This is a genomic window from Thermus neutrinimicus, from assembly GCF_022760955.1.
In the GTDB taxonomy this organism is placed as follows: Bacteria; Deinococcota; Deinococci; order Deinococcales; family Thermaceae; genus Thermus; species Thermus neutrinimicus.
The window spans coordinates 1-21,885 of record NZ_JAKTNU010000002.1 but is presented as its reverse complement, the minus strand read 5'-3'; the positions used below and the strand labels follow the sequence as shown (position 1 = coordinate 21,885).

21 protein-coding genes are annotated in these 21,885 nt (G+C 64.1%); 7 read left to right on the top strand and 14 right to left on the bottom strand.

Going from position 1 to position 21,885, the window contains the following annotated elements:
* Positions 1-9 precede the first annotated feature (9 nt).
* Complete coding sequence (gene sdaAB, locus L0C59_RS02080; protein ID WP_243089549.1) at positions 10-672, top strand: L-serine ammonia-lyase, iron-sulfur-dependent subunit beta; 663 nt, start codon at positions 10-12, stop codon at positions 670-672.
* Here the strand turns inward: sdaAB and L0C59_RS02075 are convergent.
* Positions 669-1,652, bottom strand: a complete 984-nt coding sequence (locus L0C59_RS02075; protein WP_243089548.1) for a sensor histidine kinase — start codon at positions 1,650-1,652, stop codon at positions 669-671. The genes sdaAB and L0C59_RS02075 overlap by 4 nt on opposite strands.
* Complete coding sequence (gene lepA / locus L0C59_RS02070; protein WP_243089547.1) at positions 1,642-3,468, bottom strand: translation elongation factor 4; 1,827 nt, start codon at positions 3,466-3,468, stop codon at positions 1,642-1,644. Before lepA ends, L0C59_RS02075 begins: the two co-directional genes overlap by 11 nt.
* Before the next feature lie 69 nt (positions 3,469-3,537).
* Between lepA and L0C59_RS02065 the strand changes: the two genes are divergently transcribed.
* From L0C59_RS02065 to L0C59_RS02045, 5 genes are read left to right on the top strand one after another with little or no spacing between them, the layout of a single operon-like run.
* Positions 3,538-4,461: a GGDEF domain-containing protein gene (locus L0C59_RS02065; protein ID WP_243089546.1), complete on the top strand. Its 924-nt coding sequence runs from the start codon at positions 3,538-3,540 to the stop codon at positions 4,459-4,461.
* Between the two features lie 52 nt (positions 4,462-4,513).
* On the top strand, positions 4,514-5,632 hold the full coding sequence (locus L0C59_RS02060; protein ID WP_243089545.1) for an acyl-CoA dehydrogenase family protein: 1,119 nt from the start codon (positions 4,514-4,516) through the stop codon (positions 5,630-5,632).
* Positions 5,617-6,771, top strand: a complete 1,155-nt coding sequence (locus tag L0C59_RS02055; protein WP_243089544.1) for a thiolase family protein — start codon at positions 5,617-5,619, stop codon at positions 6,769-6,771. The genes L0C59_RS02060 and L0C59_RS02055 overlap by 16 nt, the downstream gene beginning before the upstream one ends.
* 9 nt (positions 6,772-6,780) lie before the next feature.
* Entirely contained in the window at positions 6,781-7,512 is a 732-nt protein-coding gene (locus L0C59_RS02050) for a 3-hydroxyacyl-CoA dehydrogenase (protein WP_243089543.1), read from the top strand.
* Positions 7,484-8,317 carry a CoA transferase gene (locus L0C59_RS02045; protein WP_243089542.1) on the top strand — a complete coding sequence of 278 codons (834 nt, stop codon included), beginning with the start codon at positions 7,484-7,486 and terminating at the stop codon, positions 8,315-8,317. The genes L0C59_RS02050 and L0C59_RS02045 overlap by 29 nt, the downstream gene beginning before the upstream one ends.
* On the opposite strand, the gene L0C59_RS02040 is transcribed toward L0C59_RS02045, so the two are convergent.
* The 7 genes from L0C59_RS02040 to L0C59_RS02010 are packed head-to-tail and all read right to left on the bottom strand — an operon-like array spanning position 8,314 to position 16,300.
* The gene (locus L0C59_RS02040) at positions 8,314-9,069 is read right to left on the bottom strand and encodes a 3-hydroxybutyrate dehydrogenase (RefSeq protein WP_243029429.1); all 756 of its coding nucleotides are present in this window, start codon (positions 9,067-9,069) and stop codon (positions 8,314-8,316) included. The genes L0C59_RS02045 and L0C59_RS02040 overlap by 4 nt on opposite strands.
* The gene (locus tag L0C59_RS02035) at positions 9,050-10,657 is read right to left on the bottom strand and encodes an AMP-binding protein (RefSeq protein WP_243089541.1); all 1,608 of its coding nucleotides are present in this window, start codon (positions 10,655-10,657) and stop codon (positions 9,050-9,052) included. The genes L0C59_RS02040 and L0C59_RS02035 overlap by 20 nt, the downstream gene beginning before the upstream one ends.
* 18 nt (positions 10,658-10,675) lie before the next feature.
* Complete coding sequence (locus L0C59_RS02030) at positions 10,676-12,103, bottom strand: TRAP transporter large permease (RefSeq protein ID WP_243089539.1); 1,428 nt, start codon at positions 12,101-12,103, stop codon at positions 10,676-10,678.
* Positions 12,100-12,606, bottom strand: a complete 507-nt coding sequence (locus L0C59_RS02025; protein WP_243089538.1) for a TRAP transporter small permease subunit — start codon at positions 12,604-12,606, stop codon at positions 12,100-12,102. The genes L0C59_RS02030 and L0C59_RS02025 overlap by 4 nt, the downstream gene beginning before the upstream one ends.
* A 30-nt stretch (positions 12,607-12,636) precedes the next feature.
* Positions 12,637-13,779, bottom strand: a complete 1,143-nt coding sequence (locus L0C59_RS02020; protein ID WP_243089536.1) for a TRAP transporter substrate-binding protein — start codon at positions 13,777-13,779, stop codon at positions 12,637-12,639.
* Positions 13,776-14,876, bottom strand: a complete 1,101-nt coding sequence (locus tag L0C59_RS02015; RefSeq protein WP_243089535.1) for a zinc-binding dehydrogenase — start codon at positions 14,874-14,876, stop codon at positions 13,776-13,778. Before L0C59_RS02015 ends, L0C59_RS02020 begins: the two co-directional genes overlap by 4 nt.
* The gene (locus tag L0C59_RS02010; protein ID WP_243089533.1) at positions 14,876-16,300 is read right to left on the bottom strand and encodes a CoA-acylating methylmalonate-semialdehyde dehydrogenase; all 1,425 of its coding nucleotides are present in this window, start codon (positions 16,298-16,300) and stop codon (positions 14,876-14,878) included. Before L0C59_RS02010 ends, L0C59_RS02015 begins: the two co-directional genes overlap by 1 nt.
* Positions 16,301-16,499: 199 nt before the next feature.
* Here L0C59_RS02010 and L0C59_RS02005 point away from each other — a divergent pair, with 199 nt between their 5' ends.
* Positions 16,500-17,444 (top strand): helix-turn-helix domain-containing protein, encoded by a 945-nt coding sequence (locus L0C59_RS02005; protein ID WP_243089532.1) that lies wholly within the window; start codon positions 16,500-16,502, stop codon positions 17,442-17,444.
* 11 nt (positions 17,445-17,455) lie between these two features.
* On the opposite strand, the gene L0C59_RS02000 is transcribed toward L0C59_RS02005, so the two are convergent.
* From L0C59_RS02000 to L0C59_RS01980, 5 genes are read right to left on the bottom strand one after another with little or no spacing between them, the layout of a single operon-like run.
* Positions 17,456-18,160: an ABC transporter ATP-binding protein gene (locus L0C59_RS02000; protein WP_243089531.1), complete on the bottom strand. Its 705-nt coding sequence runs from the start codon at positions 18,158-18,160 to the stop codon at positions 17,456-17,458.
* The gene (locus tag L0C59_RS01995; protein ID WP_243089529.1) at positions 18,157-18,882 is read right to left on the bottom strand and encodes an ABC transporter ATP-binding protein; all 726 of its coding nucleotides are present in this window, start codon (positions 18,880-18,882) and stop codon (positions 18,157-18,159) included. Before L0C59_RS01995 ends, L0C59_RS02000 begins: the two co-directional genes overlap by 4 nt.
* Positions 18,875-19,792, bottom strand: coding sequence for a branched-chain amino acid ABC transporter permease (locus tag L0C59_RS01990; protein WP_243089528.1), 918 nt, complete (start codon positions 19,790-19,792; stop codon positions 18,875-18,877). Before L0C59_RS01990 ends, L0C59_RS01995 begins: the two co-directional genes overlap by 8 nt.
* Entirely contained in the window at positions 19,789-20,646 is an 858-nt protein-coding gene (locus tag L0C59_RS01985; RefSeq protein ID WP_243089526.1) for a branched-chain amino acid ABC transporter permease, read from the bottom strand. Before L0C59_RS01985 ends, L0C59_RS01990 begins: the two co-directional genes overlap by 4 nt.
* 18 nt (positions 20,647-20,664) lie before the next feature.
* Positions 20,665-21,819: an ABC transporter substrate-binding protein gene (locus tag L0C59_RS01980; protein ID WP_243089772.1), complete on the bottom strand. Its 1,155-nt coding sequence runs from the start codon at positions 21,817-21,819 to the stop codon at positions 20,665-20,667.
* Positions 21,820-21,885 lie beyond the last annotated feature (66 nt).

The window sequence follows — 21,885 nt, the reverse complement described above, 5'->3', positions numbered from 1 at the left end:
TCTACAGGCATGGGTCTTTTGGACATGATCGGCCCGGTGATGGTGGGGCCTTCCTCCAGCCACACCGCCGGGGCCTGCCGCCTGGCCCTTTTGGCCCGCCACCTTTTGGGGGAGAGACCCAAGCGGGTGGAGTTTGGCCTGCATGGTTCCTTTGCCAAAACGGGAAAGGGCCACGGCACCCACCTGGCCCTGGTGGCAGGGGTCTTGGGCTTCAAGCCCGACGACGAGCGGCTTAAGGAGAGCCTCTCTCTGGCGGAAAGGGAGGGCCTCGAGGTGGTCTTCAAGGCGGTGGAGCTAGGGGATGTGCACCCCAACACCGTGCGCATGGTCCTGGAGGGGGAGCAGGAGCGCATCACCGTTACGGGTAGCTCCCTGGGAGGGGGGTTGGTGCGCATCTTTGACCTGGATGGCTTTGAGGTGCGCATCACTGGGGCCGCTCCCACCTTGGTGATCCGCAACGTGGATACCCCGGGCGTGGTGGCCCGGGTGGCCCGGATCCTGGCCGATGACGAGGTCAACATCGCCTACCTCACGGTAAGCCGCAAGAAGCGGGGTGGGGAGGCCATGATGAGCCTGGAGGTGGACCGGCCCCTTTCCGAGGTTCCCCTGAGGTACCTGGAGCACCTCTCCTACATCCTCTGGGTGCGGCAGATCCCCCCGGTGATGGACTAAAGCTCCTTGCCCGAGGGGAGCTCCAGGCGCAAACACGCCCCGCCCAAGGGGCCCTTGCAGGAAAGAAGCCTTCCCCCGTGGGCCTCGGCCACCCGCTTGGCGGTGTAGAGGCCGAGCCCCGAGCTTCCCCGGTTCCCATGGCCCTGGCGGAAGGGCTGGGCCAGGGCCTCGAGGGGCAGGGGAAGCCCATCCCCGTCGTCCTCCACCTGCAAGGCTCCCTCCTCCACCCAGATGCGCACCTGGGTCTTGGCGTGCCGGAGGGCGTTATCCAGAAGGTTGGCCAGGGCCCTTTCCAAAAGGGGCCGCTCCCCCCGGGCCAGGCCTGCTCCCTCCACCGCAAGGCCGAGCCCCCGCCTTGCCGCCTCCTCCTGGTAGCGCAGGAGGAGATCCTCGGCCAGGGCCCGGAGGTTCAGGGTTTTCCACTGGGGGGTGCGGGCCTCGAGGCGGGAGAGGGCCAGGAGGTTTTCCACCAGGAGGTGGGCCTCTAAAAGCTCCCGCCTCAAGGCCCAAAGGAGTTCCACCCGCTTCTCCCTTCCCAGGTGGTCGGCCTTCTCCAGGTACTCCAGGGCCCGGATGGCGGAAAGCAGGGGGGTTTTCAGGTCGTGGGCTAGGGCCCCGTAGAAGGCTTCCCGGGCCTCCATGAGGCGCTGGAGGCGTTGAAGAAGCTCCCCAAAGCGGGCGCGGAGCAGGGCGATCTCCCTGGGGGGAGGCTCCTTGGGGCTGGGGAGCTTGAGCTGGTCCACCGGGCCCTCCTTTAAGGAGAGGTAGGCCAGGGCGCGGGTGAGCTCCTCGAGGGGCCTAAGGAGGCTCCGGGCCAGAAAATATCCCACCGCCCCGGAGACCAAGGCGATGAGGAGAAGCCAAAGCGCCAGGGGCAGCCAGGGACCCTCCCCCATGAGGCCCAGGGTGAGGGCCAGGACCAGGTTGGGCAGGAAAGCCAGGAGGGCGATAACCAGGGCCAGCCTTGCCCTAAGGCTCATCCCGCCCCGCCGAGAGCACCGCCAGGAAGGCCTCCTGGGGCACCTCCACCTTGCCGATGGCCTTGAGCCGCTTCTTCCCCTCTTTTTGCTTCTCCAGAAGCTTCTTCTTCCGGGTCACGTCCCCGCCGTAGCACTTGGCCAGCACATCCTTGCGCAGGGCCTTCACCGTGGCCCGGGCGATGATCTTTCCCCCGATGGCGGCCTGGATGGGCACCTCAAAGAGCTGCCGGGGGATGACCTCCGCCAGCTTGTCCACCATGGCCCGGGCCAGGGCGTAGGCCTTGTCCCGGTGGGCGATGAAGGTGAGGGCGTCCACGGGTTCCCCGTGCACCAGCACGTTCACCTTGACCAGGTCCCCGGGCTGGTAGCCCACCTGCTCGTAGTCCATGGAGGCGTAACCCCGGGAGAGGCTTTTCAGGCGGTCGTGGAAGTCGTAGAGGATCTCGGCAAAGGGTACCTCATAGACCAGCTCCACCCTCTTGGTTTCCCCGGGAAGATAGGTCATGTTCACCAAGCGACCCCGTTTTTCTTGGACAAGTTGCATGATTGCCCCCACGTATTCCTCGGGGGTGAAGACGGTGAGCTTCACATAGGGCTCGAGGATCTCCTCGATCTTCGTGGGATCAGGGAGGTCGGCGGGGTTTAAGACCTCCACCTCCCCTCCGCCCTTCAGGCGCACCTTGTAGACCACGCTGGGGGCGGTGGCGATGAGCTCCAGGCCGAACTCCCGCTCCAAGCGCTCCTGAACGATTTCCGCGTGGAGAAGTCCCAGGAAGCCACAGCGGAAACCGAAGCCCAAGGCGGTGGAGGTTTCCGGCTCAAAGGACAGGGCGGCGTCGTTGAGCTTGAGCTTTTCCAGGGCGTCCCTAAGCCTTCCGTAGTCCCCGGAGTCCACGGGGTAGAGGCCGGCGAAGACCACGGGTTTGGCCGGGCGGAAGCCGGGGTAGGGGGTGTCGGTGGGCCTATGGGCGTGGGTGATGGTATCCCCCACCTGCACGTCGTGGATGTCCCGGATGGCGGCCACCAGCCAGCCCACCTCCCCGGCGGTGAGCTCCTCCACGGGGATGAGCCCCTGGGGGGTAAAGATCCCCACCTTGTCCACGGTGAACTCCTTGCCGGTGGAGTAGATGCGGATCCGGTCCCCCGGGCGCACCCGGCCCTCAAAGAGGCGGAGGTAGGGGATGACCCCCTGGTAGGCGTCGTAAAGGGAGTCGAAGATGAGGGCCTTAAGGGGGGCCTCTGGGTCTCCCTTAGGGGGTGGGATGCGCCTTACGATGGCCTCGAGGATCTCCTCCACGCCTTCCCCCGTCTTCCCGGAGGCGAAGATGGCCTCGTCGGCGGCAAGCCCCAGGACCTCCTCCACCTCAAAGGCCACTTCCAGGGGCCTGGCGTTGGGAAGGTCGATCTTGTTGATGACGGGGATCATCACATGGCCGTGCTCCAGGGCCATGTAGAACTTGGCCAGGGTCTCGGCCTCCACCCCCTGGCTGGCATCCACCACCAGAAGGACCCCTTCCACCGCCGCCAGGGCCCGGGAGACCTCGTAGGTGAAGTCCACGTGGCCCGGGGTATCGATCAGGTTGAAGATGTAGGTTTCCCCGTCCTTGGCCCGGTACTCCACCCGCACGGCGCTGGCCTTGATGGTGATGCCCCGCTCGCGCTCTAGCTCCAGGGAGTCCAGAAACTGTTCCCGCATCTCCCGTTCGCTCACCGCATGGGTCAGCTGGAGGATGCGGTCCGCCAGGGTGGACTTCCCGTGGTCCACATGGGCGATGATGGAGAAGTTGCGGATGCGCCTGCCATCCATCCTTCTCATCGTCCAGGGTGGAGGGGGCAAAGTCAAGCTGGCCTCCCGTTCCCGTGGGCGGTACGGGTAGAATGCGGCATGTCCCCTGAGATCTGGCCGGGGCTGGTCCGCCTCTACTGGCGACTGGCCCTGATCCCTGTGGTGTGGATCCCGGTGGTGGTGCTGTATGGGGACCGGGTGATGTACGGGGCCACGCTCCTTTACTGGTTAAGCCTTCCGGCGGCCTACATCCTGGGCAGGGTGACGGGCTTGGGGCGCCTGGCCGTGGCCCTGCACCTGGGGGTGGCCCTTTTCACCGCCCTAATGAGCCTGGTGGCCCCGCCGGAGGCGGTGGTCACAGGTCTTTCCGGGGAGGATTGGCGGCTTGGGGTCATGGCCTTTTTCACCGTGGGCGCGTATGCCTTTGCCGCCTTTGCTGGCTGGCCTGGGCTTTGGCTGGTCTTGGCCTATGTGGTTCTTGCCCCTTGGCCCATGGCGGAGACTCGCTTTTTGGTGGCGGCGGGGGGACTTTTGGCCAGCATAGCCGGCCTCAGCGTGGCGGCCATGATCCGGCGCCTTCAAGCTTTGCAAAGCCTCATCCAGAGCGAGGCCCTCACCGACCCCCTCACGGGTCTGGGCAACCGCCGCTCCCTGGAGCGGGACTTTCCCCGGCTTCAGGCCCTAGCCGCCCGGGAGGGGCTTTCCCTGGTCCTTTCCCTCTGGGACCTGGACGACCTCAAGGCGGTGAATGACCGGGAGGGGCATAGGGCGGGGGATGCCCAGCTGGTCCGCTTCGCTACCCTCCTGCGGGAGGAGGCCCGGGAGGGGGACGCCCTTTACCGAGTGGGTGGGGACGAGTTTGTGGGCCTGCACCTGGGCTTAGGGGACGGAGCCTCCTTGGAGGCGCGGATCCATGCCCGCTTCCCCTCGGTTTCCGTGGGGTTCAGCCCGGCGGAGGGGAGGGAGCTCTTGCGGGCCCTCGAGGAGGCCGATGGGCTTATGTACCGTAAGAAGGGGAGATGAGGGCCCTTGCCCCAGAGTTTTGAACCGGGTAAACTTTTCTCGGGGGGTTTCCTTGGAACTGGAGAAATCCATCCAGGATCTGGCCCGGTGCTTTGCCCGGGAGCGCATCCTGCCCCAGGCCAAGCACCTGGACCAGGAGGCCCGGTTTCCCTGGCCCCTGTTTCGGGAGGCGGCAGGGCTTGGTTTTCCTGTTCTGGTGGTCCCGGAGGAGCTGGGCGGAGCCGGCCTTGGGCCCAGGAGCCTGGTCCTGGTGGCGGAGGAGCTGGCCTACGCCTGCACCGGGGTAGCGGCGGCCTTGCTTCTCAACAACCTGGTGGCGGATGCCCTTCTCCTCTCGGGAAGCCCCCATGCCCGAGGCTTTCTGCCCCGGCTTAGGGAGGAGGTGGCCTCCTATGCCCTCACCGAGCCCCACGCGGGGTCGGATGTGGCCGCCATCCGTACCTGGGCAGAAAGGGTGGCGGGAGGGTACCGCCTTTACGGGCGGAAAACCTGGATCAGCCACGCCCCAGAAGCTTCCTTTTTCGTGGTCTTCGCCAAGGTAGCGGAGGGCCGGGAGGGGATCGCCGCCTTCCTGGTGGAGCGGGGGAAGGGGGTGGAGGTGGGGCCTCCTTTGCCTAAGCTGGGACAGAAGGCTTCCCCGGCGGCGGAGGTGTATCTGGATGGGGTTTTTGTACCGGAGAAGGGCCTGATCGCCCGGGAGGGGTTTGCCCTGGCCATGCGGGTGTTCAACCGCTCCCGCCCCATGGTGGCGGCTTTGGCGGTGGGGCTTTTGCGGAGGGCGCTGGAGGAGGCCCTGGCCTACGCCGCCCTGCGGGAGGCTTTCGGCAAGCCCCTTTTGCAGCATGAGGGGGTGGGGTTTAAACTGGCGGAGATCCACATGGACCTGGAGGCCGCCCGCCTCCTTACCTTGAAGGCCGCCGATCTGGCGGAGCGAGGCGAGGAGAACGCCTTGGAGGCGGCCACGGCCAAGGCCTTTGCTGCCGACGCTGCCGTGCGGGGGGTGTCGGAGGCCCTCCAGGTATTTGGCGGAAACGGTTACAGCGAGGAGTATCCCTTAGCCAAGCTGTACCGCGACGCCAAGGTGCTCCAGATCTACGAGGGAACCTCCGAAATCCAAAGGCTCATTGTCCTGCGGGAGCTGGCAAGGAGGCGGATATGGGAGAGCCGGTGATCCTCGAGGCGGTACGTACCCCCATCGGCAAGAGGAATGGCGCCTTGCGGGAGTGGCGGCCCGATGCCCTTTACGCCCAGGTCTTGGACGCCCTTCTGGAGCGCACTGGGATTGACCCCGGCCTCATCGGGGATGTGGTCACGGGCTGCGTGACCCAAGCTGGGGAGCAGGGAGCCAATATCGGGCGGCTTGCCGTTCTCCTTTCCCGCCTCCCCAAAGAGGTTCCGGCGGTCTCCTTAAACCGCATGTGCGGCTCGGGCCAACAGGCAGTGCATTTTGCTGCCCAAGCCATCGCCGCTGGCGACCTGGACTTCGCCATCGCTGGCGGGGTAGAGAGCATGACCCGGGCCCCCATGTTCTCCGACATCGGGGGAGGCTTCCACACCTTAAACCCGGCCCTTTTCCAGCGTTACGAGCTCGTCCACCAGGGGGAGAGCGCCGAACGCATCGCCAGGAAGTACGGCCTTTGCCGAGAGGAGCTGGACGAGTGGGGCTATCTCTCCCACAAACGGGCAGCCCGGGCCATTCATGAAGGCCGCTTCCGGACCCAGATCCTCCCCCTGGAGGGGGTGGATGGGGAGGGCAGGCCCTTCCTGTTGGACCGCGATGAAGGGGTGCGCTTTGACGTGGACTACGAGAGGATGCTGGCCTTGAAACCCGTCTTCCGGGAGGACGGGGTGGTGACCGCCGGCAACTCCAGTCAGATCTCCGACGGGGCGGCGGCCCTCCTCCTGGGGGACCGGGAAAAGGCCTTGGCCTTGGGCCTTCGTCCCCGGGCCCGTTTCCTGGCCCGGGTGGTGGTGGCTGGGGATCCCACCCTGCAGCTTTTGGAGGTGATCCCCGCCACAAAAAGGGCCTTGGAGAAAGCGGGGCTTTCCCTTAGGGACCTGGACGTCATCGAGATCAACGAGGCCTTTGCCAGCGTGGTCCTGGCCTTCCTGCGGGAGTTCCACCCTGACCCCGAGAAGGTGAACCCCAACGGCGGGGCCATCGCCCATGGCCATCCCTTAGGGGCCACAGGGGCCATCCTTATGACCAAGCTCCTTTACGAGCTGGAGCGCACCGGGGGGGAGTTTGGCCTGCAGGTGATGTGCATCGGCCATGGGCAGGCCACGGCCACCATCATCCAAAGGATTTAGGGGTAGGTTATGGAACGAAGCGCCTTGGTGACAGGGGGAGCCTCGGGGCTTGGGAGGGCTGCGGCCCTGGCCCTAAGGGATAGGGGCTACAAGGTGGTGGTCTTGGACCTCACGCGGGGGGAGGATCCGGGCCTTGTTTACCTGAAGGGGGATGTGACCCGGGAGGAGGATGCCGGGCGGGCGGTGGAGCTCGCGGCCTCCCAGGCTCCCCTTTTCGCGGTGGTGAATGTGGCGGGAATCGGTTTGGTCCGCAAGGTTTTGGGTCGGGAAGGCCCCCATGACCTGGAAGGCTTCCGCAAGGTGGTGGAGGTGAACCTCATCGGCACCTTTAACGTCTTGCGCCTGGCGGCTTGGGCCATGCGGGAGAACCCTCCCGACGCCGAGGGGCAACGGGGGGTGGTGGTGAACACCGCCAGCGTGGCCGCCTTTGAAGGCCAGGTGGGCCAGGTGGCCTACGCGGCCAGCAAGGGGGGTGTGGTGGGCCTCACCCTTCCCGCGGCCCGGGAGCTTGCGGACTGGGGAATCCGGGTGGTGACGGTGGCCCCTGGCCTCTTCGATACCCCCCTCCTCCAGGGTCTTCCGGAAAAGGCCAAGGCTTCCTTGGCGGAACAGGTGCCTTTTCCTAAGCGGCTGGGCAGGCCGGAGGAGTACGCTCTACTGGTCCTCCACATTTTGGAAAACCCCATGCTGAACGGGGAGGTGATCCGCCTGGATGGCGCCTTGCGCATGGCCCCCAGGTAGGATTCTGGACCTTACCCGGCTTCTCCCCGGGCCCTTGGCGGGGAAGCTTCTGAGGGATTTGGGTTTTCCCGTCCTCAAGGTAGACCCCCCGCAAGGGGATCCCCTAAGGGACTGGGCCCCGGAAACCTACGCCTTCCTGAACGGCAACAAAGAGGTTGTGACCCTGGACCTGAAGGGTAAGGAAGGCCGGGAAAGGTTTCTCTCTTTGCTGCCGGAGGCCGTCATCCTCCTGGAGTCCAACCGCCCCGGGGTTATGGAGGGCTTGGGCCTGGGGCCAGAGGTGCTCCTTGGGATCCATCCCCGCCTGGCCTACGTCCGGCTTCGGGGCTACCCCGATTCCCCGGACCCGGGCCACGACCTTACCTACCTGGCGGAAGCGGGGCTTCTGGGGCGCTTTCCCTGGCAGTCCTTCCAGTTTGCCGACCTGGCCAGTGCCTACGCTCTGGCCCTGGCGGCGCTCAAGGGGCTCCTCCTAGGGGGCGGGGTATACGAGGTGGCCCTTTCTGAGGCGGTCAAGGCCATGGCCTATCCCCCCATTCCCTTTTTGGACGGTTCCGCCCTCTGCTATGGGGTCTACCCTGTCCGGGAGGGAAAGGTGGCCCTAGCGGCCTTGGAGCCCCATTTCTGGGCCCGGTTTTGCGAGGCAGCGGGGTTGCCTGAGCTCCTTCCCTTGGCCTTTAGTCCGGCGGAACCGGGCGACCCGGGTTACCAACGGCTACGGGCCTTCTTCCAGGGGAAGGCCGCCTGGGAGTGGGAGGCCTGGGCCAGGGAGAAGGGGCTTCCCCTCCGGGCGGTGCGGGGCTAGCGGGCGGTCCATCCCAAGTCGATGGGAAAGACGGCCCCGGTGATGGCGGAGGCCTTTTCCGAGGCTAGGAAAAGGGCCAGTTCGGCTATCTCTTCCGGTTCAATGAGGCGTTTGATGGCCGCCTGGGCCAGGAAGACCTTTTCCACCACCTCGCTTTCGGGGATGGCCAGGGTGCGGGCCTGGTCGGCGATCTGGTTCTCCACCAAGGGGGTGCGCACGTAAGCGGGGGCGATGGCGTTCACGGTGATGCCAAAGGGACCCGCCTCGAGGGCCACGGTCTTCGTGAGGCCCAAAAGCCCGTGCTTGGCGGAGATGTAGGCGGACTTGTAGGGGCTTGCCACCAGGCCGTGGACGCTGGCGATGTTGAGGATCCGCCCCCAGCCCTTGGCCTTCATCCCCGGAAGCAGAGCCTTGATGAGCTGGAAGGGGGCGGTGAGCATCACCTGGAGCATCTTTTGCCAGATTTCCAAAGGGAAGTCTTCCACGGGGTCAATGTGCTGGAAGCCCGCGTTGTTGACCAGGATGTCCACCCCATGCCGGGCGGCTTCCCTCCCCAGCTCCTCTACCGCGTGAGGGTTGGCTAGATCTGCCTGAAGGAATATCCCGCCTAGCTCCTCCGCCAAGGCGGAGGCGTCCTTTAGGTCGTGTACCAATACCAAGGCCCCTTCCCGGGCGAAGGTCCTGGCGATGGCTAGGCCGATGCCGCTTCCGGCACCGGTGATCAGAATCCTCTTACCCCGAAACCCCTCCATCTTTTTCCTCCTGGGCCAGGGCCCGTAAACGGAAGCGCTGAATCTTGCCCGTGGGAGTAAGGGGAAGTTCCTCCACAAAGCGAACTTCCCGGGGGTAGGCGTGGTGGCCCAACCTGGTTCTGACCAGGGCCTTGAGCTCCTCAGCGAGGACTGGCCTAGGTGAGTAGCCTGGGCGTAACTTTACGAAGGCCGCCACCCTTTCTCCCCTTTCTGGATCAGGTAACCCCACAACCCCCACCATGGCCACCGCTGGGTGGGTTAAGAGCACCTCCTCCACCTCAAAGGGGCTTATCCGGTACCCCGCCGACTTGATGAGGTCGTCCTTGCGGCCCTTAAACCATAGGTATCCCTCATCGTCCTTGGCGGCCAGGTCTCCTGTGAGAAGGTAAGGGCCCAGGAACTTCGCCTGGGTGGCCTCAGGGTTTTGCCAATAGCCGAGAAAGGCTACGGGGTCTGGGGTTTTTAGCCCAATTTCCCCCACCTCTCCGGGTTCCGCTTGGCTTCCGTCCTCCCGTAAGACCACCACCTCATGGCCAGGATAGGGCAAACCCATGGACCCGGGGCGGATGGGGTAGATGAGGAAGGAGTTGCCCACCAATAGGTTGGCTTCAGTCTGGCCGTAGAACTCATTCACAGGCAACCCAAGGTTCTCCTGTGCCCAAGTTTGGAGCTCCTCCCCAAGGGGTTCACCCCCGGAATGCACGCTCTTTAGACGTAGCCGCTTTTTCTTGAGGGGGCCTAGGCTCCGCAAGATTTTCAGGGCCGTAGGGAAGAGGAAGGTGTGGGTGACCCCAAAGCGTTCCATGATCCACAGGGCTTCCTCTGGGTCAAAGCGCCTGGCCCTGTAGGCGATCACCGTGAAGCCGTAATACAGGGCTGGGAAGAGAACGTCCATGAGGCCGCCCATCCAGGCCCAGTCAGCTGGGGACCAGTAGACGGCAGGACGCCGAGGGAAGTTGGAGTAAAGATAGAAACCGGGTAAGTGGCCGATCAAGGTGCCATGGGGTAGCAAAGCCCCTTTGGGCTTGCCCGTGGTGCCCGAGGTGTAGATCAGAAGGGCGGGGTCATTGGGCCGGGTGGGGTGGGGCTTGGGGTCCGGCGTCACCCTCTCGGCCATGGCCCAGAGGGCCTCCTTAGGGACGACCTTGACGCCTTCGGGAATCGCATTCTCCAGCGCTTCCAGGACCTCCATATCCGCCAAGACCACCTTGGCCATCCCATGCTCCAGCCGATAACGGATGGCTTCGCTACCAAATAGGACCGAAAGGGGGAGGGCGATGGCCCCGATCCGGTAGGTGGCCAGGTAGGCCAAGGCGGCCTCTAGGCTCTGGGGGAGTAGGATGGCCACCCGGTCCCCGGGAGCGACCCCATAAGCCTTAAGGACCATAGCCCACTTCGCGGAGAGGAGGCTCAACTGGGCATAGGTGGCCTTCCGTCCCCCGGGTTCCAGCAAGGCGGTGCCCCTGGGGTTAGCCCTGGCCCAGCGGTCCACTGTGTCCGCGGCCAGGTTGAAGCGGCGGGGGGTAGGCCAGCGAAACCTTGCCAGGAGTTGGTTTCTGTTTTCCTTCCTAAGCCGGAGCCGCTCCATCTTGGACCTCCCCGGCGGCTATCCCCACAACCCCAAGGCCTTGGGTAACCAGAGGACGATCTGGGGGAAAAGGCCGATGAGGATAACCCCGATAAGCTGGAGGAGAATAAAGGGGACCACGCCCCGGTAGATATCCCAGGTGGTGACCTCTGGGGGGGCAATGCCCTTTAGGTAGAAGATGGTGTAGGCAAAGGGTGGGGTCAGGAAGGAGGTTTGCATGGTAACGATGAGGAGCATGGAGAACCAGAGGAGGTCCAGTCCCAAGGTTGTGGCAATGGGAATGAATAGGGGTACGGTGATCATGACAATGCCGATCCAATCCACGAACATGCCCAAAATGAAGACGATGAACAGCATTACAAGGAGTACAGCCCACACGGGAATGTCTAGACCCGCCACCAAGTGGGCTACCGCATCCCCTCCCCGAAGGCGGACGAAAATAGCGCTTAAGAACCCTGCTCCGATCAGAACCATATAGACCATGGCGCTGATCCGCACAGCGCGGTAAGCAGCCTCAAACAGGCTTCTTAAGGTGAGCTTTTTGTAGGCTAGGGCCAGGAGAAGGGAGCCAAAAGCCCCGAGGGCCGCCGCTTCCGTGGGGGCAGCTAGCCCGAAGAAGATGGAGCCCAAGACAGCAAGGATCAGAAGTCCTACAGGAAGGATAGAAACCGCGGCATCCGCTATCTTTTTCCTCCAGGGAATGGGCTCACCTTTATAGGCAGGTCCCTCCTCAGGGCGAAGGCGGCATAGGAGGGCAACGTAGAGCACGTACAAGCCGGAAAGAAGGAGGCCCGCGGGTATCGCTGCCAGGAACAAGGCTCCAATGGATATACCGGCAGTGGGTCCATAGACCACCAGCATGATGCTAGGGGGAATGAGAATACCTAGGGCTCCCCCAGCGCAGACAACCCCCGTGGTCAGGGGCTTGCTGTAACCGTATTTAAGCATCTGTGGCAAAGCCAAGATGCCGATGGCCACCACCGAGGCCCCCACCACTCCCGTGGCGGCGGCAAAGATGGTGGCCGCGAGCACCGTGGCAATAGCCAGGCCCCCTCGGATGTGGCCCACCCACTCCAGGACTGTCCGGTACAGTTGGCTAGCGAGCCCTGTCTGCTCGATCACTACTCCCATGAACACGAATAAGGGGATGGCGATGAGGATGTAGTCCTGGAGCACTTGGAACAGCCTTAGCATGAAGATGTTTCCCACAAATGGACCGATTAGGGCAAGGCCGTAAAGGGTGGCGACGCCCGCTAAAGCGAAGGCGATGGGGAAACCGAGGATTACGGCCCCGATTACGGAGAGGAGCATGAGCCCCACCAAGGCTTCAGAGGTTAGATCAGCCCCTCGAAGCCAGGCGATGGCGGGGCCCAACAACACCAGGACCAGGAGGAAAAGGGTGAGCCCAAGGGGCAAGGATAGGGATCTTTCCTGGGCCGGGCTCATACCTTTTCCCCCTTAAGGGCCAGGATCAGGGCCCGAAGGAATTGGGCAAGGGATTGGAGGGCCAGCAGCCACATACCCACCATGACCCAGGTTTTGAAGGGGTAGATGGGAGGGAGCCAGGTCCCGGCGGTGTAGCGCTCGCCTATCCGCCAGGAGTTAAGCACATGCCCCGGCATTGGGGCAAGGAGGACATAGAGGAAGGGAAAGAGAAGGACCAGAAAGAGGAAAGCCTCGAGGGCCGCAGCCCAGCGCGGGGGCAAGTAATGGGAGAACAAGTCCACACGTACGTGCTCGTTGCGCTGCAGAACGTGGCCCATGGATAGGACCATGAAGAGGCTGGTAAGCATGTAGCTCATGTCGTAGCTCCAAAGGGTGGGGCTTTTAAAGAGGTAGCGCATCCCTACCTCGTACGTTAGGGTAAGCCCAAGAAGGACCATGAAGACGGAGGAGAAACGGCTAAGGCTGGCGTTGATGAGGTCTATGGTTCTAAGAAGTGCAGCCATGGCCATCCCTTCCCCTTCCTTGCCAACAGGCTATATCACCCTATAGGGTTGGGGCACGCGGTGCGCTTCCCGGACGGGGATGGGGGTCATCAGTTCGTCGTAAGCGGCGTAGCGGCGGTGGTAGCTTAAGGCCGAGTCCAGCACCTGCTTGAAGAAGGGATTGGCCTCGGCCTGTTTCTTAAGGTACTCCATGGCCACTTTGTAAATCTCCCATTGGGTTTGCCTTTCTACCGATACTTGTTGGTTGCCCCGCCGCTTGAACAAGTCTATGTACTCCATGCTCTTGTCCAAGTCGTAGACCAGGCTCCAAAGCGTGGTTGCCCTAGCGGCTTCCTCTACGATCACTTTGAGATCGCTCGGCAACCGATCCCAGGCAGTCTTATTGATCACAAGCTCAAAGAGCACTGTGGGCTGGTGCATGCCTGGTCCGGTGAAGTAGCGGGCCACCTCGTGGAACCGGAGGAGGTAGTCGGTGTAAGGGGTGTTGAACTCTGTGGCATCTATGACGCGGCGCTCCATGGCGGTGTAGAGCTCAGCGGCCGGTAAGGTTACCACGGCCACTCCCAACCCCCGGAGAATCTCGCCCCAAATCCCGGGTGCCCGGTATTTCAGACTCCGCCAGTCCTCTAGCCGGCGCAAGGGTTTATGGGACCAGGCCACTATTTCCGCATGGGTGATGCCACAGGGAAGTACCTTTACGTTGAGCCTTAGATCATCGTAGATCTTCTGCCAGAACTGGAGGCCCCCTCCTTCGTAAACCCAGGCTAGGTGGGAAAGGGGAGCGAAAAGGAAGGGGACTGAGGCGAAGAATGCGGCGGCGGGGTTCCGGCCTATCCAGTAGGCGCTCCAGCTGTGCATGGCTTGGACGACCCCGGAGTGGGCAGCATCCAGAACCTCAAAGGCTCCCACGATGGCGCCGCTCGGTTGGACGTCCACCACCATCCGGCCCCCGCTCATCTCCTCCACCTTCTTGGCCCAGAACTGGGCCATGTGATGCAGGTGAATGGTGGCAGGCCAGGAGGTGGCCATGGTCCAGCGCACCTCGGGGCGCCTTTGGGCCACCGCTTGGCCGCTTAGGGTTGCGGCGCCCAGGGTGATGCCCGCTTTCAGGAAAGTCCGCCGATCTGTACGAAACCGCTTGGATGCCTTCTGAGCTGCCACCTGCTTTTTCACGTTCCACCTCCCATCAACACCACCGCCCGGCCTACAATTTCCCCCTTATCCAGGTGCCGGTAGGCCAGGTCGGCTTCCTCCAAAGCGAAGCGGTCGCTAACCCCTGCACCCACCCCCACGATGCCCGCTTGCGCCAGTTTAAGGAGGATGGGCATGTCCTTCCGGGGCTTGGCCCCGTAGGAGCCTAGGATCCTAAGCTTGCGCCGGACCAACCGGGTGATCTCCACCCCGGCCTCCACCCCTTGGGGGGCGATGCCCACGGGTACCATCCTTCCCCCGTCCCGGAGGAGGTTTAGGGCCAAACGGAAGGTTTCCGGTTTCCCTAAGGCCTCGAAGGCCACGTCCACGCCTCGCCCGCCCGTCAGGTCTTGGACCGCTTGGGGGGCTTCCGCCGGGACAAAGGTGTGGGTGGCGCCAAGGGCCTTGGCCTTAGCCAGTTTTTCGGGCCGTAGATCTATCGCCACCACGGGGTGAGCCCCAAACGCCCGGGCGATCTGGACGATCCCTAGGCCCACCCCGCCGGTGGCCACCACGGCCACCGATTCCCCACCCTCGAGGCCAGCGGTCTTCACCGCACCGTAGGCGGTGAAGAGGGCGCACCCCAGGACGGCGGCTTCCTCTAGGGGGATCCCTTCGGGTAAGGGAAAGACGTCTGTGGCCGGGACCACCGCATACTCTGCTAAGCCGCCCATGGAGTACATCCATAGGGGAGTCCCGTCCTTGCGGAAGAGCCGGGTGGTGCCGTCGTAGAGCACACCCTTTAGGCGGTTATAGCTGAAGAAGCGCTCGCAGAGGTCTTCTTCTCCTCTGAGGCAGTAGTAGCACTGCCCGCAGGGCATGATGAAGCTGGAGACCACCTTTGCGCCCACCTTTAGGCCCTCCACTCCCGGGCCTAAGGCGGCCACCGTGCCCGAGATCTCGTGTCCTAGCACGCAAGGGGTAGGGAAGGCTACTTCTCCTTTGATCACATGGAGATCCGTGTGGCATACCCCGCAGGCCGCCACCCGCACCAGGACCTCTCCGGCCTTGGGTTCGGGGATAGGAACCTCCTCTACCCTCAAGGGTTCCCCCACCCGCTCCAGGACCGCTGCCCGCATCACCACCTTTCCACCACCACCTTCCTTTGGGTGTAGAAGAGGAAGGCATCGGGGCCATGGGGGTGGAGGTCGCCGAAGAAGGAGTTGCGCCATCCGGAGAAGGGGTAGAAGGCAAAGGGCTGGGCCACACCCACGTTGATCCCCACCATGCCTGCCTGGACCCTTTCCCTAAACTCCCGGGCCGCCCGGCCGCTTTGGGTGAAGAGGGTGGCCATGTTGCCGTAGGGCACGGCGTTGGCCTGGGCGATGGCCTCCTCCAGGTCCTTCGCATAGGAGACGGAGAGCACCGGGCCGAAGATCTCCTCCCGCCCCACCGCCATCCGGGGGGAGACCCGGTCCAGCACCGTGGGCCCCAGGAAGAAGCCTTGGCCCTCGATGCCCCGCCCGTCCAGGGCCAGCCTGGCCCCCTCCTCCAGGCCCTTCTGGATGTACCCCACCACCCGCCTCCGGTGCTCCTCCCGGATCAAGGGGCCCACCTGCACCCCCTCCTCCCATCCCGGACCCACCCTGAGCCTACGGGCGCTCTCCACAATCCTCTCCAGGAGCTCGGACCCGATCCCCCCCACCTCCACGGCCACGCTCCCCGCCAGGCACCTCTCCCCGGCGTTGCCAAAGGCGGAGTTGAGGATGGCGGGGATGGCCTGGTCCAGGTCGGCGTCCGGCATCACCACCAGGTGGTTCTTGGCCCCCCCGGCCGCCGAGACCCTCTTGCCGTGCTGGGCGGCCAGCTGGTAGACCCTCCGGGCCACAGGCTCGGAGCCCACGAACTGCACCGCCCTCACCTCCGGGTGGCTCACCAGGGCCTCCGCCGCCTCCTGGGCCCCATGGACCAGGTTCAGGACCCCCTCGGGGAAGCCCGCCTCCAGGAAGAGCTCCGCCAGGCGCACCGCCCCCAGGGGGGTTCTCTCCGAGGGCTTGAGCACGAAGGTATTCCCCGCCACCACCGCGATGGGGAACATCCACAAGGGGATCATCACCGGGAAGTTGAAGGGGGGGATCCCGGCCACCACCCCCAAGGGGTAGTGGAAGAGGTTCTGGTCCACCCCGCCCGTGACCTCCCGCAGGGTGCGGCCCTGGAGAAGGGTGGGGGCCCCGCAGGCGAAGTCCACCACCTCGATGCCCCGGCGCACCTCCCCCCGGGCCTCCTCCAGGGTCTTGCCGTGGTGGAGGGTGACCAGGCGGGCCAGGTCCTCAAAGTGCTTCTCCAAAAGCTCCTTGAAACGGAACATGAGGCGGACCCGCTCCATGAGGGGGGTGCGGCTCCACCCCTCAAAGGCTCTCCTGGCCGCAGCCACCGCCTGGTCCACCTCCTCCTTCCCCGAGAGGGGAACCTCCTCGATCACCTCCCCGGTGGCGGGGTTGTACACGGGCAGCGTGGGGCGGGAAACCTCCTGCCACTGGGCTCCGATCAGGTTCTTGACCATCCTTCCTCCTAGGCGTGAGCTCTTTTGTGTGCAAGTGTAGAGGCGCGGTTTGCGGCTGTCCACTGTGATCTCACCCCAAGCGAAGCCCTAGGAGTTTGTGCTAGACCCCAAGGTGCCTACCCTTGCTATACTGGGAAGACGCCGAGGAGGGGAAGGCATGGGTGCCCTTCAACGGACCTTTTGGTCTTGGGCTGAGACCATGGCCTGGCACTACGCCCGGGAAATCCCTGATTATGCTCGGCTGGATACACGCATCCTCGAGCGGGATGTGGCTGTGGTTTCCTTTGAGTACTTGCGGGCCCTTGAGGGGGGGGATGAGGTGGAAAGCCTGGCCCTAGCGGTGGGCCAGCGCCGGCGGAGCCAGGGTGTCTCCCTCCCGGCCCTGCTCCGGGCTTACCGTTTATGGGCAAAGGATGCCCTCGAGGCCTTAAGGGCCTCCACGCCAAGCCGGATGGTGGAGCTGGCGCCTCGGGTGCTGGAGCTCCTGGACCGGGTGAGCGAAGCCTCGACCCGGGGCTATCACCAGGCCCTGGAGGGGAGGCTTCCCCGGGGACCGCTGGTGGGGGTCGGGGTGGGGTTTGCCGATGCCGGGGCTGTGGCCTTAGCCCCACGCCACCTGAGCCTCCCTCCTGAGGCGATGTTCTACGAACAGAGCCCCTTTGGCGCCCTTCTCTTCCTGGCGGCACCGCTGTCCGAGGTGGAGCGGGAGCTTAAGGGCCTGGCCCGGCAATCCGGAGCCGTGCTTTGGGTGGAGGAAGGGATGGATGCCCCAAAAACCAGGGCAGGTTTGGAGGAAGCCCTGGTCCTTGGGAAGCATCTGCACCTGCCCCCGGGGCTTTACCCCACCCGCTTGCTGTGGCCTTTGGCCATTGCCCTGGACTCCTCCAAGGGGAGGGAGCGGCTTTTAGGGCTCCTGGCTCCCCTGGAATCCCACCCGGAGCTTTTGGCGACCTTGGAGGCTTATCTGCAGTCCGGGTTTTCCCTCAAGAGGGCGGCCCATCGCCTGGGACTCCATTCCAACACGGTTCTTTATCGGCTTCACCGGGTTGAGGATCTGACGGGTCTTCGCCTAAGCCGGGTGGAGGATTTATGCCTCGTAAGCATGGCCCTATACCTCTATCGTGCGGTGGGGGATGGCTTGTAGCCTGCCGGCTTCTAGAGGCTCAGATAGGCCTCTCTTACCCTGGGATCCTCGAGGACCGCAGGGGCGGTACCTTGGAGCACGATGCGGCCGTGCTCCATCACATAGGCCCTGGCGGCTACCTCTAGGGAAAGTGCCGCGTTTTGCTCCACCAGCAACACCCCCACCCCTTCCTCCGCCACCCGCTTAAGGGTACGGAGCACCTCCTCCGCCAGGCGGGGAGCGAGTCCTAAGGAGGGCTCATCCACCAGAAGAATTTTGGGAAAGCCCATAAGGGCCCGGGCGATGGCCAGCATTTGTTGTTCCCCGCCGGAGAGGGTGCCGGCAAGCTGTCCCTTTCGTTCCGCAAGCCGGGGAAAGAGGGTGTAGACCCGTTCAAAACCCTCTTTTTCCCGGCCAGGGGCCAGGAAAGCCGCCCCTAGGCGGAGGTTTTCCTCCACGGTCATCAGAGGAAAGAGCTGCCTGCCCTCGGGCACGTGGCCCAGCCCTAGCCTGGCTCTCTTAGCGGGGGAAAGGCCTGCGAGGTCCTGTCCATCCCACAGGATCCTGCCCCGCCAGGGACGGATTAGGCCGGAAATGGTCCGGAGCAGGGTGGTCTTGCCCGCTCCATTGGCCCCGAGGAGGGCCACTAGCTCCCCTTCGCGCACCTCGAGGTCCATGCCGAAGAGCACCTGGGCCTTGCCATAGCCGGTTTCCAGGTCCTCTATCCTTAGCCTCATGCTCCCCTCCCCAGGTAGGCCTCCCGTACCCTCTGGTCCAGGGCTACCTTCTGGTAGGTTCCCTCGGCGATCACCTCGCCGTAGTCCAGAACCACCACCCGGTCGGCCAAGGCGCGCACCACCGGCATGAGGTGTTCGATGAACAGGATGGATACGCCAGCCTCGCGGATCCGCCGCACCAGGGCCACCGCCTCCTCCGCCTCCTTGGGGCGAAGGCCGGCCATCACCTCGTCCAGGAGAAGAACCCTGGGCCGGGTGGCCAGGGCACGGGCGAGTTCTAGGCGCTTGTCCTCCAAAAGGGTGAGATCCCCGGCCAAAGCCCCCGCCCGAGTCTCTAATCCCGTCAGACGCAGCACCTCCTCCACCCAGGCCTCCGCCTCCTTCTGCCGCACCTTGGGTTTGCCAAAGCACGCCCCCACCAGCAGGTTCTCCCGCACGGTGAGCTCGGTGAAGGGCTGCACGATCTGGAAGGCCCGTCCAAGGCCCAAGTGGGTACGGACTTCCGGGGGAAGGTGGGTGATCTCTTTCCCTTGAAATAGGATCCGGCCCGAGTCAGGCCTTAGGAGGCCTGAGAGAAGGTTCAAGAGGGTGCTTTTTCCGGCCCCGTTGGGACCGATGACCGCCAGGATCTCCCCTTCCTCCAGCTGAAGGCTCACCTCCTTAAGGGCCTGTAGCCCTAGGAAGCGTTTGCTCACCCCTATAACTTCCAGGACCTTACCCACGGCGCCTCCCCAGAATGCCCACCAGGCCGCGGGGCAGGAAGAGGATGACCAGGATGAGAATGGCCCCGTAGACCACCAGGTATCCCTCCTTGATCCAAAGCCTAAGGGCGTGCTCGAGGCTTACCAGCACCACGCCACCCATCAGGGGTCCCAAGGTGGTGTAGAGGCCGCCGAAGATGGGGATTACCAAGGCTTCCACAGCCCTGCCCAGGCTGAAGGCATCGTAGGGGGAGAGGAAGAGGGTCTTCATCCCGTAGACACCGCCCGCAAGCCCGGCAACCAGGCTCCCCAGGAGCAAGGACCAGAGCTTCACCCGAACCACCTGCACGCCCAATACCCGCGCCACCGCCTCCGATTGCCGGGTAGCTGCCTGGGCGAGGCGGAACGGGCTCCTTTCCGCCCAGAGGCTTAGGGCTGTGGCCAAGAAGAGGACGCTGAAGCTCAGGTAGTAAGCGGCCAAAGGCCAACTCCCCCCAAAGGGGGGCGGGACCGGAAGGCCGATGGGTCCGCCGGTAAAAGGCAGTTTCAGGGCGATGGTACGGAGCACCTCGCTGAAGGCCAGGCTGGCCATGGCGAAGTACAGACCGTGGAGGCGTAAGGTTATCCACCCCAGGACCAGGGCCCCGGCCCCCGCTCCCAAGGCTCCCAGGAACAAGGCGGGGAGTGTGCCCACCTGGGGGGCCAGGAGCCCAGCGCCATACGCTCCCAAGCCGAAGAAGGCCCCATGGGCCAAGGAAAGCTGGCCGGTCCGGGCCACCAGGTCCCAGGAGAGGGCCAAAGCGGTAAAAAGAAGGACGAAAAAACCCACGTCCAGGAGGAAGTCCCGCCAGATCCCCAAGGGAAGGTAGGGCAGCAAGGCGAAAAAGAGCAGGCAGAGAAGGATCAGGGTGAGGTGGCCGAAACCCCTCATGCCTCCCTCCAGGCCCGGCCCACCAGGGCGAGGAAGAGCACCAAAAAGAAGACTGCCTCCACAAGCCCTCCGCCTCCCGGTAGGTAGGTGCTCACCAAGGCCTCGGCCAAGGCCAGGACAAAGGCGGCGGGCACCACCCCCTTGAGGTTTCCAAGCCCGGCCAGGGCCACGATGGCGAAGGATTTGAGGGTGAAGGCAAAGCCCACGGTGGGGCTGGCGTACAGCATCACCGAGAGCATGACCCCAGCAACCCCGGCCAAAGCGGCGGCCAGACCGAAGGCCAGGAGGTAGACCCTCTCCGCTTCGATGCCCAGAAGCCCGGGGGCCTGGCGGTTTTGGGCCACGGCCCGCATGGCCAGGCCTAGCCGGCTTCGAGAGAGGAAGACCTGGAGCAGCAAGAGGGTGGCGAGGGAGAGCAGAAAGGCCCCCAGGGGTACGGCTCCCAGGAAAAAGGGGCCCAGGGCAAGGGTGGTCGCTTGGTAGGGTGGGGCCACCACCCGGGTGTCGGCGCCGAAAAGGAGGAGGGCTAGGTTTTGTAGGAGGATGGCAAGCCCGAAGGTAAGGAGCATCTGGTTGAGTTCCGGGGCCTTTAACACCGGCCGGATCAGCCCTTGGTACGTCAGGCCTCCCACCAAAAAGGCAGCCAGGAAGGCCAGGCCCAAGGAGAGGAGAGGATCCAGTCCCCGGAAGGCGAAGAGAAGGTAGGAGAGGAAGGCCCCCATCATCAAAAACTCCCCGTGGGCGAAGTTAACGATCCCCACCACCCCTAAGGAAAGGGCTAACCCCGTGGCTACCAAGGCGTAGACCCCGCTCAGGAGGAGGCCATTTAGGAGGGTTTGCAGCAGGAGCTCCATGGTCTTCCTAAGGGTTTCCTATCTTAGGTAGTATTCTCCGGGGTAGCGCAAGGGCCTTGTGGCCACTTCCTTGGGGAAGACAGGCCGACGGCTTCCCTGGAGATATTGGAACTGGAACCAGATCTCAGGACCAAACCCCTGGTACTTGGTGCGGCCCGTGTCCGAGGGCTTAAAGGACAAGGGGCCAAGGGGCGTGGGCATCTTGAGACCGGCTAGGGCCTCGGCGATGCGGTTTTTGTCAGTGCCGCCTGCCTTTTCCGCTGCCAGGGCCAGGCTCTTGACGATGGTGTAGCCCATGGGGGCCATGTATTCCTCGGTGACCTCCCCATACTTTTTGCGGTAGGCTTCCACGAAACGGCGGGACTCGGCGTTGGCCACCGTGGGCAACCAGGCGGTCATGCCGACGATGTCATTGGAAAGGGGGTTCTTCTCGAAGCCGATGGGCCAGGAAGGCGGGGCACCGTAGATGAGCTTGGGCCTAAGACCCACCTGCCTTGCCTGGGTGGCGATGGGCAAAGCATCCACGTCGTACCCGATCCAATACAGGATATCCGGGGCGAAGGCCCGGAAGCGGGTGAGGATGGCGGTGAACTGCCCGCTTCCGGCCTTGAAGGGTTCCGCCTGGACCTGGTAGCCCAGTTTTTCCAGCTGCTGTTTGTAGACCCCAATGCCTGCGGAGCCGAAGGGCCCATCTTCATAAAGGATGGCCACCCTCTTGGCCCCGTGTTCCCGGCTCAGGTACTGGAAGAACTGCAAGGCGGCGGCCACGTTATGGTAGTCCCAGGGATGGTAGTGGAAAAATAGGGGATAACCTTCAAAGGCCTGCTCCACCACAGAGCTGGCGGCCCCGATGGCCAGGAAGAGGGGCCCGTACTGCTTCACGGGGCCGGAAAGGGCGAAGGTAACCCCGCTGGCCAGGCCGCCGATCACGATGTCCACCTTGTCCACAGTCATGAGCTTGGTGAAGGCGGGAACCGCCTTGGCGGGGTCGGTTCCGTCGTCCACCACCACCAGCTCCAGCCTTACCTTGCCGGCAGTGTTTACCTCGTCGGCAGCCAGCTGGATGCCGTTCAGCGCCGCCTTACCCGAAACCGCAGAAGCCCCGGAGAGGGGGAGGATGACCCCTACCTTGAGGGGGACCTGGGCCCAGGCCAGACCCGCTAGGAGAACCAGAAATCCCGCTCAGTACACGTCAAAACGTGGGACCACCCCTTTAGGATGGACCTGCGCCCACGTGGA

Coding starts and splice junctions, on each gene's coding strand:
- L0C59_RS02030 (WP_243089539.1), bottom strand. CDS start 12,103: ATGAGCCCGGCCCAGGAAAGATCCCTATCCTTGCCCCTTGGGCTCACC.
- L0C59_RS02075 (WP_243089548.1), bottom strand. CDS start 1,652: ATGAGCCTTAGGGCAAGGCTGGCCCTGGTTATCGCCCTCCTGGCTTTC.
- L0C59_RS02005 (WP_243089532.1), top strand. CDS start 16,500: ATGGCCTGGCACTACGCCCGGGAAATCCCTGATTATGCTCGGCTGGAT.
- L0C59_RS02010 (WP_243089533.1), bottom strand. CDS start 16,300: ATGGTCAAGAACCTGATCGGAGCCCAGTGGCAGGAGGTTTCCCGCCCC.
- L0C59_RS02050 (WP_243089543.1), top strand. CDS start 6,781: ATGGAACGAAGCGCCTTGGTGACAGGGGGAGCCTCGGGGCTTGGGAGG.
- sdaAB (WP_243089549.1), top strand. CDS start 10: ATGGGTCTTTTGGACATGATCGGCCCGGTGATGGTGGGGCCTTCCTCC.
- L0C59_RS02015 (WP_243089535.1), bottom strand. CDS start 14,876: ATGCGGGCAGCGGTCCTGGAGCGGGTGGGGGAACCCTTGAGGGTAGAG.
- L0C59_RS02025 (WP_243089538.1), bottom strand. CDS start 12,606: ATGGCTGCACTTCTTAGAACCATAGACCTCATCAACGCCAGCCTTAGC.
- L0C59_RS01985 (WP_243089526.1), bottom strand. CDS start 20,646: ATGGAGCTCCTGCTGCAAACCCTCCTAAATGGCCTCCTCCTGAGCGGG.
- L0C59_RS01990 (WP_243089528.1), bottom strand. CDS start 19,792: ATGAGGGGTTTCGGCCACCTCACCCTGATCCTTCTCTGCCTGCTCTTT.
- L0C59_RS02000 (WP_243089531.1), bottom strand. CDS start 18,160: ATGAGGCTAAGGATAGAGGACCTGGAAACCGGCTATGGCAAGGCCCAG.
- L0C59_RS02035 (WP_243089541.1), bottom strand. CDS start 10,657: ATGGAGCGGCTCCGGCTTAGGAAGGAAAACAGAAACCAACTCCTGGCA.
- L0C59_RS02040 (WP_243029429.1), bottom strand. CDS start 9,069: ATGGAGGGGTTTCGGGGTAAGAGGATTCTGATCACCGGTGCCGGAAGC.
- lepA (WP_243089547.1), bottom strand. CDS start 3,468: ATGAGAAGGATGGATGGCAGGCGCATCCGCAACTTCTCCATCATCGCC.
- L0C59_RS02045 (WP_243089542.1), top strand. CDS start 7,484: ATGGCGCCTTGCGCATGGCCCCCAGGTAGGATTCTGGACCTTACCCGG.
- L0C59_RS02055 (WP_243089544.1), top strand. CDS start 5,617: ATGGGAGAGCCGGTGATCCTCGAGGCGGTACGTACCCCCATCGGCAAG.
- L0C59_RS02065 (WP_243089546.1), top strand. CDS start 3,538: ATGTCCCCTGAGATCTGGCCGGGGCTGGTCCGCCTCTACTGGCGACTG.